The sequence below is a fragment of the Bacillus sp. GW823-FHT06A11 genome (genome assembly GCF_058795355.1).
Genome location: NZ_JBXAHS010000001.1, coordinates 990,920 through 1,004,927, shown reverse-complemented (window position 1 = coordinate 1,004,927; position 14,008 = coordinate 990,920). Strand labels below are relative to the sequence as shown.

The 14,008-nt window shown below is 34.5% G+C and carries 14 protein-coding genes; 9 read left to right on the top strand and 5 right to left on the bottom strand.

Annotation, left to right across the window (positions count from 1 at the left end):
- Positions 1-97: 97 nt before the first annotated feature.
- Positions 98-943, top strand: coding sequence for a DUF72 domain-containing protein (locus AC1Q8L_RS04940; RefSeq protein ID WP_000897363.1), 846 nt, complete (start codon positions 98-100; stop codon positions 941-943).
- Between the two features lie 215 nt (positions 944-1,158).
- Here the strand turns inward: AC1Q8L_RS04940 and AC1Q8L_RS04935 are convergent, their stop codons facing one another.
- The 4 genes from AC1Q8L_RS04935 to deoD form a co-directional block, all read right to left on the bottom strand.
- Positions 1,159-1,353 (bottom strand): DUF3924 domain-containing protein, encoded by a 195-nt coding sequence (locus tag AC1Q8L_RS04935; RefSeq protein ID WP_001094860.1) that lies wholly within the window; start codon positions 1,351-1,353, stop codon positions 1,159-1,161.
- Between the two features lie 121 nt (positions 1,354-1,474).
- Positions 1,475-2,005, bottom strand: coding sequence for a tyrosine-type recombinase/integrase (locus tag AC1Q8L_RS04930; RefSeq protein ID WP_000806236.1), 531 nt, complete (start codon positions 2,003-2,005; stop codon positions 1,475-1,477).
- A gap of 107 nt (positions 2,006-2,112) precedes the next feature.
- Positions 2,113-3,927, bottom strand: a complete 1,815-nt coding sequence (locus tag AC1Q8L_RS04925; protein ID WP_000797514.1) for a sensor histidine kinase — start codon at positions 3,925-3,927, stop codon at positions 2,113-2,115.
- Positions 3,928-4,236: 309 nt separating this feature from the next.
- Positions 4,237-4,944, bottom strand: coding sequence for a purine-nucleoside phosphorylase (gene deoD / locus AC1Q8L_RS04920; protein WP_000110707.1), 708 nt, complete (start codon positions 4,942-4,944; stop codon positions 4,237-4,239).
- Between the two features lie 176 nt (positions 4,945-5,120).
- Here deoD and AC1Q8L_RS04915 point away from each other — a divergent pair, with 176 nt between their 5' ends.
- Complete coding sequence (locus tag AC1Q8L_RS04915; RefSeq protein ID WP_000232599.1) at positions 5,121-5,909, top strand: DUF8832 domain-containing protein; 789 nt, start codon at positions 5,121-5,123, stop codon at positions 5,907-5,909.
- A gap of 4 nt (positions 5,910-5,913) precedes the next feature.
- On the opposite strand, the gene mprF is transcribed toward AC1Q8L_RS04915, so the two are convergent.
- Positions 5,914-8,493 carry a bifunctional lysylphosphatidylglycerol flippase/synthetase MprF gene (gene mprF, locus AC1Q8L_RS04910; RefSeq protein ID WP_000010853.1) on the bottom strand — a complete coding sequence of 860 codons (2,580 nt, stop codon included), beginning with the start codon at positions 8,491-8,493 and terminating at the stop codon, positions 5,914-5,916.
- Positions 8,494-8,677: 184 nt separating this feature from the next.
- On the opposite strand from mprF, the gene AC1Q8L_RS04905 reads away from it, so the two are divergent.
- The 7 genes from AC1Q8L_RS04905 (at position 8,678) to rluB (ending at position 13,971) form a co-directional block, all read left to right on the top strand.
- Positions 8,678-9,067, top strand: a complete 390-nt coding sequence (locus AC1Q8L_RS04905) for a hypothetical protein (protein WP_000584360.1) — start codon at positions 8,678-8,680, stop codon at positions 9,065-9,067.
- Positions 9,068-9,088: 21 nt separating this feature from the next.
- Positions 9,089-9,580, top strand: a complete 492-nt coding sequence (locus AC1Q8L_RS04900; protein WP_000067551.1) for a YpuI family protein — start codon at positions 9,089-9,091, stop codon at positions 9,578-9,580.
- 105 nt (positions 9,581-9,685) lie between these two features.
- Positions 9,686-10,600: a superoxide dismutase gene (locus AC1Q8L_RS04895; RefSeq protein ID WP_001075742.1), complete on the top strand. Its 915-nt coding sequence runs from the start codon at positions 9,686-9,688 to the stop codon at positions 10,598-10,600.
- A 112-nt stretch (positions 10,601-10,712) separates the two neighbouring features.
- Positions 10,713-11,837, top strand: coding sequence for a D-alanyl-D-alanine carboxypeptidase family protein (locus tag AC1Q8L_RS04890; protein WP_023521493.1), 1,125 nt, complete (start codon positions 10,713-10,715; stop codon positions 11,835-11,837).
- Complete coding sequence (gene spmA, locus AC1Q8L_RS04885; protein ID WP_000247810.1) at positions 11,830-12,426, top strand: spore maturation protein SpmA; 597 nt, start codon at positions 11,830-11,832, stop codon at positions 12,424-12,426. Before AC1Q8L_RS04890 ends, spmA begins: the two co-directional genes overlap by 8 nt.
- On the top strand, positions 12,423-12,953 hold the full coding sequence (gene spmB, locus AC1Q8L_RS04880) for a spore maturation protein SpmB (protein ID WP_000029514.1): 531 nt from the start codon (positions 12,423-12,425) through the stop codon (positions 12,951-12,953). Before spmA ends, spmB begins: the two co-directional genes overlap by 4 nt.
- A 289-nt stretch (positions 12,954-13,242) precedes the next feature.
- A complete protein-coding gene (gene rluB, locus AC1Q8L_RS04875; RefSeq protein WP_000440553.1) occupies positions 13,243-13,971 on the top strand; it encodes a 23S rRNA pseudouridine(2605) synthase RluB in 729 nt (242 codons plus the stop codon).
- Positions 13,972-14,008 lie beyond the last annotated feature (37 nt).

The window sequence follows — 14,008 nt, the reverse complement described above, 5'->3', positions numbered from 1 at the left end:
ATCATATTTTTATAAGGATACTCTTAAAGAAAAGGCTACATAATGCAAAGTGTTTGGAAAGTGAATAGAAGATGAAGTTAAAAAGGGAGGGATATATGTGCTGTTCATTGGAGTGACAGGATGGGGAGATCATAATTCTTTATACATAGATTCCTATGAAAATAGAAATAAATTACGAACATATAGCGAGTATTTTCCTATTGTGGAAGTGGATAGTTCATTTTACGCGATGCAACCTGCACGAAATTATATAAAATGGGCAATGGAAACGCCGAAAGATTTTTCTTTTGTCGTAAAAGCGTATCAAGGAATGACAGGACATATGAAAGGTGAAATTCCTTTTTCTACGTTCGATGAGATGTTTGATTTGTATAAACAGTCTATTCTTCCTTTATTAGAAGCTGATAAATTAAAAACAATTTTATTTCAATATCCACCATGGTTTGATTGCAAAAAGAAAAATGTAGATTTTCTTCGATATACGAAAGAAAAAATGGAAGGTTTACCATGTGCAATAGAATTTCGAAATCAAACATGGTTTTATCCAGAAATGAGAGATAAGACGTTACAGTTTCTAGAACAGGAGAAATGGGTTCATACAATTTGTGATGAACCACAGGCTGGGATAGGTTCTGTGCCACTCGTGTTAGAGGTTACGAATTCAGACATGGCATTAATACGTTTTCACGGTCGAAATGTTCATGGTTGGCTTGATAAAGGGGAAAATTGGAGAGCGGTTCGCTGTTTATATCGCTACAACAATAAAGAACTGGAAGAATGGGTTGAACGACTAGAGCAATTAAAAAAGAAAACAAAGGATATATACGTACTGTTTAACAACAATTCAGGTGGGGATGCAGCAGATAATGCGAAACAGCTTATGAAAATGATGAACATTACATATGGTGAGCCGAAGCCGGAGCAATTAAATTTTTTTGAATGATAATAAACAAGAAAGGCACTGTACAAACAGGGGGAATGTACAGTGCCTTTCTATATGAAAAAGAGGGGTAACAATGTTACTGAGCGTTTGGTTGATTCATCAATTGTTGGCTTCATAATAAATGATAATGGTTATCATTATCATTGTCAATGGTTTTTCTAAAAATATATAAAAAACTTTGTATATTTTAAATAGAGATAAAAAAAGAACAGCGATTAATGCTGTTCTTTTCCGTTGACAAATTGTTGTAAATCAAAAGGAGTTATCGCCTGGATAAATTCTTTTGAGATAAGTGTTTGAACGAGAGTGCTCTCAGAGATAGAAGCACCTGTTTTCTTTTCATAAGCTTGTTTTAATAAATCAAGTTTTTCAGCCGTTTCTTTTGGTAATTCAATTGTAAGTGTGTTCATAATTTCTCCCCCTTAGTATTAGAGTACCACTACAGTATAGGAGAGACAAGAAAAGAGAATATGAAATATAAAAAAGGTTACCAAATTTTCAAATGGTAACCTTTTTTATGTATAAGAGTTATTAAGCAATACCGATATACTTTAAAGTTTTTGATGGAGTACTGTGATCAAAGAAGTGTTGTAAAAATGCAATATCAACACCTGATTTGTATGCACAATAACCCCAAGTTTTTCGAAGTGTATGTGAGCTAATCCCTTCTAATCCAACTTCTTTTGCAGCTTTGTTTAAAATGTACCATGCATGTTGTCTCGTAATAGATTTTGTTCCTTTTTGAGATTTTAACAATGGTTCATTACGTTTCCAAGTTTTACGTTCTTTCATGTAGTCTTCGATTGCGTGCTGTAAGTCTTCATTTACAGCAAACCATTTATGTTTCTTCACTTTTTCATTGTAAAATAAAATGGAATGGCGAACATTTTCATTTTCATCGATTACATCACTAACTTTTAATTGTAAGATTTCACTTACTTTTAAGCCAGAATTTACAGCTAATACGAATAATAAGCCATCACGTTTCGAAGATTGTAAAAGTATATTTTTGATAGTTTCTAATTGTTTTTCATTTTGAATAGGTTGTCCTGCTTGTTTCATTTCACGCACTCTCCTCTTTTATATGTGTAAAGGAAAGGATTAACTTGTTTCTTACTATAAAGGGAGAGTGTGAATTTCATGTGAACTCCTAGTGAAATTAAGACAAATTATTTGACTTCTTTTACTTTTTGTAAATTGAAATAGAATACAACACTGTTAGTCGTATTATACACACCGTATTCGGCATGATGGAGGTCTAAAATGTTTTTTACAATAGATAATCCGAGACCAGTACCTCCAGTGTGACGGCTACGTGATGCATCTAGACGATAGAAGCGATCCCAAATTTTTTCAAGACTTTCTTCAGGGATAGGGTTTCCTGTATTTTCGATTTCGACTTTTACGGTATCTTCTGCCTCTATAATAGAGACTTGTATTTTTTCTCCATCTGGCGTATAACGGATTGCATTACTTAGTAAGTTCACAACTACTTGCTCAATGCGACTGCGATTTGCTTTAACAAGTATAGAAGGGTCTGCATCGATGTTGACTTGTAAATGTTTTTCTTCCATGCTAAATAATAATTTTGTGTAGACTTGTTGCGTTAATTCACCGATTGAGAACGTCGTCATATCTAGTTTGTAAGTACCAGATTCCAACTTTGCTAATTCTAACATTTCAACAATCAGCCTGTTCATATTTTCTGTTTCTTCTAAAATAACATCAGTATAATACGAAGTATCCTTACTAACACCATCTTTAATTCCTTCTGCAAAACTTCTAATTACGCTCAGTGGTGTTTTTAATTCGTGTGACACGCCAGAAATGAATTCTTTTCTTGTTTTTTCCAATTGACGTTCACGTTCAATATCTTGTTGTAACTTTGTATTAGCGACATTTAATCGATCGATTCGATCTTTTAAATTTACAGATAATGTATTGATACTGCCAGAAAGCCCGCCAATTTCATCGTCAGCTGTAACAGGTAATTTCTCGCTGAAATCAAAATTAGCCATTTTTTTTGTAACACGATTTATTTTAATTAATGGCTTAACAATGATTTTTGAGTAGTAGAAGGATAACAAAATAATAACGAGAAACACGATAATTAAGGCATAAACATAATAATCTTTTAAAACGAGCATCGCTTCATTAACAGGCTGCAAAGATGCTATCGCAAAAGCGTATTCTGTAATCCTTCCATTTTCTATAATCGGTTTTACAAAGATACTATTTTTTATATTTTCTCCACCATCTAATATAAAAGTACTTAATTGGTTCGAGTTAGAAGTGCCCTCTCTAATCATATCTGCGAAATATTGAACGGCTTGTAATGTTTCAATATCATTTGCAAGACGAACCTCAGCTTTGGATGGGAGCTGTAACTTAGTTATAACACCTGTAAAGACGATTCGAGTTGTAGATTTGTATCGGCTTGCAAGTCTGTTCTTAGAAGGGTTACCATTAATTGACTGAAAATCCGAATAGAAATGTTCGTTCTGCCATTGATTATAATTCGTTCCTAATTTTTGTGGTGTGATTATATTATTCTCTTGTACGACTCCATCAACATTGATTATTACATCTTTTTTTAAACCTAAATTTTCGAATTTATTATATTCTTCTGGTGTTAAAAGATTATTGAGTGGAATGGAATACTGTTTATTATTGTTGGGATTAAATACATCGATATAGTAATTGTTATCACTTTTAATAATACCGTTAGAATCCAAAAACTGCATATCTGCATTTGTTTTATCATGAAATTCTTGTTTTAGTTTTCTAACCTGCTCATAACTTTTATCACTTTTATCATAATTATCTACGAATTTTTCAAAAGCAGTTTGAACTGTTTTTACTTTCTTATTAATATAAAATTTCTCTAAAAATAGAGATTGTCCTAGGAAAAAAAGTAGGAATATGATTGTAAATAAAGTGGATGTTAATAAAAATAGTTTAAAGACGATACTTCTGTTTTTCACTGCGTCACCTCTTATGAGAAATACTGTAAATGATTTCTTTATCCCGCCTTAACAGGTAATAAGACTCCTACTTCAAAATTCGGCAAATACAAGGGAGTTAGGCGGGAGATCAACTGCCCGTAAAATCCTGATTGGTTCAACTAATAATCAATGGGGAATGGGAAAAATCCCCACTGATTAAAGTTTCACTTTATTATAACAAACGTTACAAGAAAGTAGAGGGGAGAAATCTGTCTCTTTATAAAATAGTTATTTATAAAAAGTCACATAAAAAGAACTCGCCAGACGTATGACAAGTTCTTTAGTGTATTATTGTTGAATTGCTGCATCTAAAGCGATTTCAATCATTTCGTTAAATGTAGTTTGACGCTCTTCAGATGTTGTTTCTTCGCCAGTGAAGATGTGATCGCTAACTGTTAATACAGATAATGCATTTACACCGTATTTCGCTGCTAATGTGTAAAGAGCAGTTGTTTCCATTTCTACTGCTAATACACCGTAATCTCCAAGTTTTTTAACCATGTCCATGCTTTCACGATAAAACACATCTGCTGTTAAAACGTTACCGACACGAACGTGTAATCCTTTTTCAGTTCCAGCATCGTAAGCTTTCTTTAAAAGATCAAAGTTTGCAGCTGGTGCAAAATCAAATCCTGGGAATGTTAAACGGTTCATATTAGAATCAGTACAAGCCGTCATTGCGATAATAACATCACGAACTTTTACATCTTTTTGAATTGCACCGCAAGTTCCAACGCGAATTAAATTTTTAACTCCGTAGCTTTGGATTAATTCGTTTACATAAATAGAAATAGAAGGAACACCCATACCTGTACCTTGAACAGATACACGTTTTCCTTTATAAGTTCCAGTGAAACCTAACATACCACGTACGTTATTATAGCAAGTAACATCCTCTAGAAATGTTTCAGCGATATATTTTGCACGTAATGGATCACCAGGTAATAGAATAGATTCAGCGATTTCGCCTTGTTTTGCTTCGATATGTACACTCATGAAAAGTCCTCCTTATAATGTATTGATAGAAATCAATATCATTTGCATTATACACTACGAATCCTTTCAATTAAAATCTTTTTATTATTTGTAATATGTGCAAAATAGGAGGATTTCATAAATCATAATCTAGAATATATACCTTAAGAAGTTTTGTATGAACAGAGACAATAAAAATGGTAGGTGATGTTTTGAAAAATCTTGTCATTGGACTTATTGCGTTAGTACTTATTGTGGCAGGAGGATTTTACATAAAAAAATATCAAGAAAACGAAGAGACTGTAGGAGATGTTCAGGAAGTAAAGTGGGATGTGTCAAATGGAAAGGGAAATGAGAAAGTAGATATTTTATTTCAGTTGTTAAACAAAAAGAATAATGAAATTCGTGGTGTAAATGATCAAATTCGGGCAGTGATTGTAGATGGACAGTTAAAACACATACAACAAATTAAACCTACATTTGCAGGGAACGGGTCATATAAGTTATCTTCCAAAATAGCGAAAGACGAAGAATATACAATATTTTTATACGAAGATAAAAATAAGTCCGTAGAGTCATTCGCTAGGAAAGATTTTGGTAGAACGAAAGAGGAGAACAATAAGAAAAAAGTGAAATTTCCAATCGACAGTGTACTTACAAAAAAAATAGGAGAGTATGAAGTTTCTCTTTTATTTGGCGCATTACATCCGAATGAACCAGTTACGTTAACATTTCAGTTTCAAGCGAAAAAGGGTGAAAAATTGAAATTACATTCAGAGAGAGGAGAAGTAGAGTCACTCTATATCGTGGATGAAACGAAGGAGAACTTTTTATACGCTATGCCTGTAGATACGGATGAGCAATTACAATACCGGATTACATTTCCTGCCGAGGGCACGTATAAAATGTGGGGGAATTTCTATATAAATGGTAAGAAGTATGAAAAAGAATTTATTGTACAAGTTCAAAAAAGAAAAAACAGCTAAGAATTTAGCTGTTTTTTCTTTTTCCTATTAATTTTGTTACAGAGAGCATTGTAATTGGTAAAGAATGATTCTTCCTAAATGCTAAATATTTACCGCTCCATGCTGGTTTATATTTTTCTTTAAAATGTCGTAATCCGCTGAAACTATACGTATAACGAACGTTATTAAAGATTGCAGCAGCCACTCGTTCAGACCAGAAAGACTGTGTGGATAAACCAACATTTGAAAGTGGTGCCATACCAATATTAAAGGAGTGGTACTCATTTTCTTTTGCCCATTGGAATAAGTGGATGAAAATTGCGTCCATAATGCCGCTAGGCGCATCTGGATAATATCGCATTAAATCGACAGATAATGATCCGTTTTGATATACGGGCATGAATGTTGTGAATGCAATAATTTTTCCATCCGCATCAGATAATGTTGCGATAGGAGCGCGACTAATATATTCACGATCGAAGTATCCGAGTGAAAAACCTTTCTCTTTTTTTCCACCAAGCCATGCATCTGAAACTTTTCTTAACTCTTCATATAATTCGTCGGAGAAAGGTGGCTCATGAATAGAGAATGTATAGCCTTCTCTTTCAAAACGGTTGAAAGTAGCTCGCATGCCAGCACGTTTCTTTCCTGTTATTGTAAAGGTATTTAAATCAACAACAGCTTCTTCACCGAGCTTAAAGAAGTTATAACCAAAATCGTGATATAAACTCATCCATTTACTTTCAATTTGGTAGAATACACAAATGTATCCAAATCGATCAGCCTCAGCTAAAAACTCTTGCAATACAGTACGATAGGAGGAAGGGTCACCAATTGGATCACCTAGTACAATAAGTCGTTTTCCAGTTATTGAGAAGAGAATGAGTGCTTTTCCATCACTACTGAAAAAGAACTGCTTATCTCCTAAAAAACCTAAATGACTAAGTACATTTCCACCATGTTCATCTAAGAAGTTTTGTAATCTTTTATCATTAGCTGGTTGCCCGGGAAATTCATTTCGATAACGATTTGCAATGAGTGAACCAATTAGTAAAAAAGTAGGAACAAAAAAGGCAGCTGCTAATGCACTTCGTTTCACTTGTGTAATATTACGAACGACAAAATCAGGTTTGAAAGCTTCCTTTGCACCTGCAAATAAAATACCTAAGTTTTTATATAAATATAACGTTACAAGTAGGAATATAAAAACTTTTACGATATCGGAAAGTGAGACTTCCATTTTCTCACGTACAAACCTTTTACGAAGCATATACAATACAGCGAGTACGATTAATAAAATAAACGTTTCTTCAACATCAATTCCTTTTAGTGTATTAAAAATAGCCGCTCCAATTAAAGAAACAATCGTCATATAATAAGAACGTTTTGTTCCGTAATATATCCCCCGTGAAAGAATGAGTAGGAGAATACCGAATGTTAGTGATAAGCTAAAAGAAAATTGAATAAGGTGTTTTGGAGCTAGAATATGTAAGGCGTGTGCCCGATTTATACTTGTCGGTAGAATGGTTGATAAAATAACCATTAAGCCAGCAAATACTGTTAAAGCAGCAGATGCCCAAGAACCTAACTTTCCTAGAAAGTCACGCTGCAAGGTCCATATAACACCAGTTGTCTCTAATGCAGGCGCAATAAAAGGTTTATCTTCAAACTTTTTAATGGCTACTCCTGTCATTTCAAAAGCTGCAAAAATGAGACCAAGGCAGAATGGTAAGATGTAATAGACGAGACGATATAATAACATAGCAGGGAGTAAAACACCTGTATCGATGCCGTATTGCCCAAGCCCAGTTAAGAAGACAAGGTCAAATGATCCAAGGCCACCAGGAACAAGACTAACGACACCAGCTAAAGCAGCAATGACATATACGCCTAAAAACTTTTGGAATTCGATTTCAATGCCAAATAATAATAATATGACGTACATAACAATACCAGCAGATACCCATTCGACTAATGAAACTAATGAGTATAAAACGGTTGGGTTCTTCTCCTCTTCTTCTTGTCCCTCTGTTTGCGTCGCTTTTCTATTTTTTAATTTAGAAAACCCGATATATATAGGAACGAAAAGAGCAAAGAAGATAAGAACAGGCCATAGCCATGGTTTTTCATGCAAAATAAATCTCGTGTCTAATATTCCGATAAGACCAAGAAATGAAAGAATGGCTAATCCATTAATAAAGGCAGTTGTCATCCAAGCGATACTTTTAATAAGTTTTCCATTTTCTTTTATGTATGGACGATAAAGCATTGTGCGTACGCCGGCTCCAACGAGACCACCAAACCCGATAAATCCATTTAAAGTATTAGCAATCCACGAGATACGGAAAATCTTTTGGACAGGAATATCAGCTTTTAAGTAACGAAGCATAACATAGTCATAAAAGAACATTGTTGATACAGCGAATGCACCAAGTGTAATTGCTAAAAAGACTCCTCCAGTTGGAATGTTTTTAATTGTATCAATCGCTTCTAAAAAAGAAATGCCCGCTAATTCTTTTTTTGCTTGAAAGAATACAATTGTTAATACAACAAATGGGAAGATAATTTTCCCGATTTGTAAGAAACGTTTCCATGAAAACGACATAAATACAACTCTCCTTGTGTAAGAAAACTGAGACAATAATATTATTATGACAAACTTCAAGAAAAATAAAAAGGTAAATTCCTGTATAGGGGAGCTATTTTTTATATAGGTATATTTAAAAGAATATTTTGTTTATCAGAAAATTAAGTTAGAATAAGATAAAAAAAGGAGGAGAGGGGAGTATATGATTATAAAAGGTTATGTAGGATATGAGTTAGAAAAAGCGAAACCTAATACATCAGAGGATTTTTTTAACAGATCTGAAGTGACATATATATTAAATGATAAAGAGAAAACTTTTTCGGTTTTATACGTTCGATATTTTGAAGAAGTTTTACAAGAAATTACTCCTTTTGAAGGAAATCCAGTGTATAAAGTAGAAGAACAAAACATATATTTGCGCGATATTGTAGCGATATGTTGTTTAGTGAAAGATAGGGAGCTTCGTGCGCAAAAACGTTTGTATTTAAATAATATGGAAGAATTTCAACAATATTTTGATGAAGGAACGGTGTTGAAAGTACAAGAAATATTGGCTGAATTACATAAAAATAAAAGAGTAGAAATAGTGTGAAATGGCAAAGGAGAGAGAAAAATGTCTAATTTGATGGTTGAAAATCAAACAGAACAAGTTTCTATATTTTTAGAAGATGCTATTCATTTAATAACCAATTATGTAAATTATCATACGTTGCCTTCTTTATTAGAGGAGACACCGGCAGGGAACGAGCAATATTATAAAGGGTTATTAGCATCAATGAGACGACTTCTCGTTTTTTGCGAAGAAGGACATGATGCATGTTTTGTTTTGTTGAATAGTCAGCCATTTCGAAAAACAGCAGCTGAAAAAATTTTATATAAGATTTACCATCAAGTAATTGCAGAGTTTTTTTCACCGAAGAGTGATTATTGGTATGAAAATAGTCGGTCTGCATATACCGGAAAAAATTCTATCGTTTTTCAACAAACACCACCTGCATCATTGGGGCAAGTGATGAAGAGTTTAGAAGGTAAATTTCAATTGATGCGTGAAGAACTAGAATATTATGAGACGGATTATCAGACAAAGATGTTACACAAATATTGATTGGGGAAAAGAAGCTAAGGTGACTTAGCTTCTTTTCCTTTTGTACAGTTATATAAGGGATTTTCATTGAATATAGTTAAGTGGATAGCATTAGGGAGGTGCAACATGAATCAGCAAGGTGTATTTACAGATTACTTTCATGAAGTAGAAAATTGGTGTGAAAGTGTTCTTCACGTATTAGATAGCCGCGCAATGGAAGTGTATGATGTCCATATGCTTGCTTATAAAATTCAGACGTTGTTAGAGCGTATGAAAGAGCATGAGTATGAAACAGATGCAGAGTTTATGTATGAAATAAGTGATGATGTAGAACACATTCAGCATCACTTGCAGGAAGTATTTATGCAAGAAGAAGAGGAATATGAATTATATGAAAGAGGGGATAGCGAACGAGCTGTTCCAATTGGAGGACATACACTCCCGCCATTACCTTATCCGTATAATGCGTTAGAACCGTATATTTCTAAAGAAATTATGATGTTACACCATGATAAACATCATCGGAGTTACGTGGAAGGGTTAAATAAAGCAGAGAAGATGATGGAAGAAGCGAGAAAAACAAATCAATTTGATTTAATTAAGCATTGGGAGAGAGAAGCGGCTTTTCATGGGTCAGGTCATTACTTACACACGATATTTTGGAATAACATGAAAAAAGACGGTGGTGGAAGTCCAAGAGGTGCTTTTTCACAACAAATCGAACAAGATTTTGGGAGCTTTTTACGTTTCCAAAAACATTTTACAGAAGCGGCCTCTAAAGTAGAAGGTTCAGGCTGGGCAATTCTCGTTTGGGTGCCCCGGTCTGGAAGGTTAGAAATTTTGCAAAGTACACTTCATCAATTATTTACACAATGGGATACGATACCACTCCTTGTACTAGATGTCTGGGAACATGCGTATTATTTACAATACCAAAATCGAAAAGATGAATATATTAAAAACTGGTGGAATGTTGTAAATTGGCCTGATGTAGAAAAAAGGTTTGAAACTGCGAAACAAATTGAATGGACACCATATTAGACGCAAATTCTCTGCGTCTTTTTTAATGAAAGCAGAAGGAAGATTTCGTTCATATTTTAAAAGGCCAAGCATACACTTGTACAAAAAGTGCCAAAAGGACGTGGGGGGAAATATGAGACGAATTTGTGTAATCATTACGCTTCTTATTATGTACGCAAGCGTTATGCCAATTCCTACATATGCAAAGATGAACAGCAATGTCAGTGCTCGAAATGCTGTATTAATGGAGCAACAGTCTGGTCGTGTATTATACGGAAAAGCAGAACATGAACCTCAAAAAATTGCTAGTATAACAAAAATTATGACTGCCTTGTTAGCTGCTGAATCAGGGAAGATGAAAGAAATGGTGTCAGTTAGCAATGAAGCGGTGAGGGTGGAAGGATCAGCAATCTATTTAAAGCCTGGACAAAAAGTGAAGTTAGAAGATTTAGTATACGGACTCATGCTTAGATCTGGTAATGACGCAGCGCAAGTAATTGCTGAAAGTGTGGGTGGGAGTATAGATGGATTCGTATATTTAATGAATGAAAAGGCGAAAGAAATTGGAATGAAAGATACTCACTTCTCAAACCCTCATGGTTTAGATGGAGATGGATCACATTATTCGTCGGCTTACGATATGGCGTTATTAACGAAGTATGCAATGGGAAACGAGTCATTTAAAAAAATCTTTGGAACAAAAACGTATAAATCCGATTCTTGGGATTACCCGTGGAAAAATAAACATAAGTTGGTAACGTCTTATTATGAATTTGCAACAGGAGGAAAAACAGGCTTTACGAAGAAAGCAGGAAGAACGCTTGTTACAACGGCATCAAAAGATGGACTAGATTTAATTGTCGTAACTTTGAGTGCTTCTAGTGATTGGAATGATCATATGAATCTATTTGACAAAGGATTCGAACGTTTCAAGCAAACGAAAGTTTTAGGACAAGGAGCAATTGCTGAAATAAATGAAAAGAAGTATGCCAACCATGTTTATACGAAAAATAGTTTTTCCGTGCCGTTAACTGAAGAGGAAAGAAAGAACGTGTTATTAAAAGTTGAACTGGATAAAAGTATAACGCTTGAGGATGGAGTAAAGGTTGGAAAGACAGATGTTTATGTTGGCAATGAGAAAGTTGGAGAACGGAATTTATTTTATAGTAAACGGAAGTTAGTAGCTACAACGGGACTTTACTGGAATAATGTGAAAGAAATTTTTTCTTACATGATAGGTGTTGGGAACGATGGTTAATCTCGTATGGGTAGCGATGGCTGTCATTGGGATTGTATACGCCATGATAAATGGAACGATGGAAGAAGTGAATAAGGCTGTATTTGACGGAGCAAAAGATGCAGTAACGATTTGTATAGGACTTATTAGTGTTTTAGTATTTTGGCTTGGTTTAATGAAAATTGCAGAGGAAGCCGGATTGTTAAAAAAATTAGTTTCGCTTTTTATGCCGATAGTAAAAAGGTTGTTTCCAGAAATACCAAAGGACCATCCGTCCATGGGATTTATTCTATCAAATATGATGGCAAACTTTTTTGGTCTAGGTAATGCAGCAACCCCTCTTGGTATTAAAGCGATGGAACAACTAAAAGAGTTAAATGGAGGAAAGGATTCGGCGAGCCGTTCTATGGTGACGTTTCTAGCATTAAATACATCAGCTATTACATTAATTCCTACGACAGTCATTTCAATTCGAATGACGTATGAATCAGCCAATCCTACTGAAATTGTTGGGGTAACATTTATTGCACAAGTACTTTCTATGATTGGAGCGATTTGGATTGACCGCTATTTTTACCGAAGAAGGAGTAGAAAGGGGCGGAAAAAATGAGTATTGTAAATACAATTTCCTTATGGGTAATCCCTTGTGTAATTGGTTTTATCCTTTTATATGGCACGATAAAGAAAGTGCCGACGTATGAATCGTTCGTTGAGGGAGGAAAAGAAGGGATTCAAATTGCAATTTCCATTTTACCGTTTATGGTTGGAATGCTTGTTTCTATTTCTATATTCCGATCTTCAGGTGCGCTAGATGCAATGATATCAGTAATGAAGCCAATGCTAGATTTAATTCATGTTCCAGCAGAAATCGTTCCATTAGCACTAATACGCCCTATTTCAGGTTCTGCTGGTCTAAGTATTACGACTGATTTAATTGCCACATATGGGCCAGACTCATTCATTGGGAGATTAGCTTCTACGATGCAAGGGAGTACAGATACGACTTTTTATATTTTAACAGTATACTTCGGAGCTGTTGGTATTAGAAAAATGGGAGATGCATTAAAAGTAGGTCTTTTTGCAGATTTAATCGGAATTATTTGCTCGATTGTCTTTGTTTCCCTATTGTTTCAGTAAAGCTATTCATTTTTTATGCTATTTCGCGTATAATACGTATACGACCACTATTAAGGTGTAGCTTAATAGTGGTTTTTTTATGTGGTATTTTTGACAAAATGATGAACTTTTATTGTGAGAAATATGAAAAATATGGACAATAATAAAGGATAAAAACATGATTTGACCTTTATATGTTTAATATCATCGCTATGTTGTTTAAGTGAGATGGAGCGAATAACCGTAAAGCGTATGCGGTTGCCAAGTCTTTCTAATGTAAGGTAAGATAAATTCGAGGTGAAAAAAAGAAATGGAACGATTACAAAAAGTGATTGCGCAAGCAGGTATTGCATCGAGAAGAAAGGCTGAGGAATTAATTCAGCAAGGAAAAGTGAAAGTTAACGGAAAAATAGTGAAAGAGTTAGGAACAAAAGTAACTCCTCAAGATAAAGTAGAAGTAAATAACATCCCTCTTGAAAAAGAAGAACCTGTTTATTTTTTACTATATAAACCAACTGGTGTAATTTCAAGTGTATCAGATGATAAAGGTAGAAGTGTTGTAACAGACTTTTTCCCTGAAATTACACAACGTTTATTCCCAATCGGACGTCTAGATTATGATACGTCAGGAGTATTATTAATGACAAACGACGGGGACTTCGCAAATATATTAATGCATCCTAAATATAAAGTTGAAAAAACGTATGTTGCAAAAATAAAAGGCCCATTAACAGGTGAGAAAATTCGCATGTTAGAACGCGGTGTTGCACTAGAAGACGGTAAAACAGCACCAGCACATGTGAAAATTATTTCTTGGGACAAGCGTAAAGAAATGGCTATTGTACAATTAACAATTCATGAAGGACGTAACCGTCAAGTACGTCGTATGTTTGAAGCGTTAGACTGTAAAGTAGTGAAATTAAAACGTGAACGTTATGCTTTCTTAGAAGTAGGAAGCCTGCGACCTGGTGATGCGAGAGAATTGACACCACATGAGGTGAAACAATTACGCGCGCTTGCTTCTACAAAGCCAAGATAAGCTATAGAGTTAAAAATTCACCAGTGGAGTGCTCTGC

Coding starts and splice junctions, on each gene's coding strand:
- AC1Q8L_RS04935 (WP_001094860.1), bottom strand. CDS start 1,353: ATGAACACACTTACAATTGAATTACCAAAAGAAACGGCTGAAAAACTT.
- AC1Q8L_RS04930 (WP_000806236.1), bottom strand. CDS start 2,005: ATGAAACAAGCAGGACAACCTATTCAAAATGAAAAACAATTAGAAACT.
- deoD (WP_000110707.1), bottom strand. CDS start 4,944: ATGAGTGTACATATCGAAGCAAAACAAGGCGAAATCGCTGAATCTATT.
- AC1Q8L_RS04915 (WP_000232599.1), top strand. CDS start 5,121: ATGGTAGGTGATGTTTTGAAAAATCTTGTCATTGGACTTATTGCGTTA.
- mprF (WP_000010853.1), bottom strand. CDS start 8,493: ATGTCGTTTTCATGGAAACGTTTCTTACAAATCGGGAAAATTATCTTC.
- AC1Q8L_RS04905 (WP_000584360.1), top strand. CDS start 8,678: ATGATTATAAAAGGTTATGTAGGATATGAGTTAGAAAAAGCGAAACCT.
- AC1Q8L_RS04900 (WP_000067551.1), top strand. CDS start 9,089: ATGTCTAATTTGATGGTTGAAAATCAAACAGAACAAGTTTCTATATTT.
- AC1Q8L_RS04895 (WP_001075742.1), top strand. CDS start 9,686: ATGAATCAGCAAGGTGTATTTACAGATTACTTTCATGAAGTAGAAAAT.
- AC1Q8L_RS04890 (WP_023521493.1), top strand. CDS start 10,713: ATGAGACGAATTTGTGTAATCATTACGCTTCTTATTATGTACGCAAGC.
- spmA (WP_000247810.1), top strand. CDS start 11,830: ATGGTTAATCTCGTATGGGTAGCGATGGCTGTCATTGGGATTGTATAC.
- spmB (WP_000029514.1), top strand. CDS start 12,423: ATGAGTATTGTAAATACAATTTCCTTATGGGTAATCCCTTGTGTAATT.
- rluB (WP_000440553.1), top strand. CDS start 13,243: ATGGAACGATTACAAAAAGTGATTGCGCAAGCAGGTATTGCATCGAGA.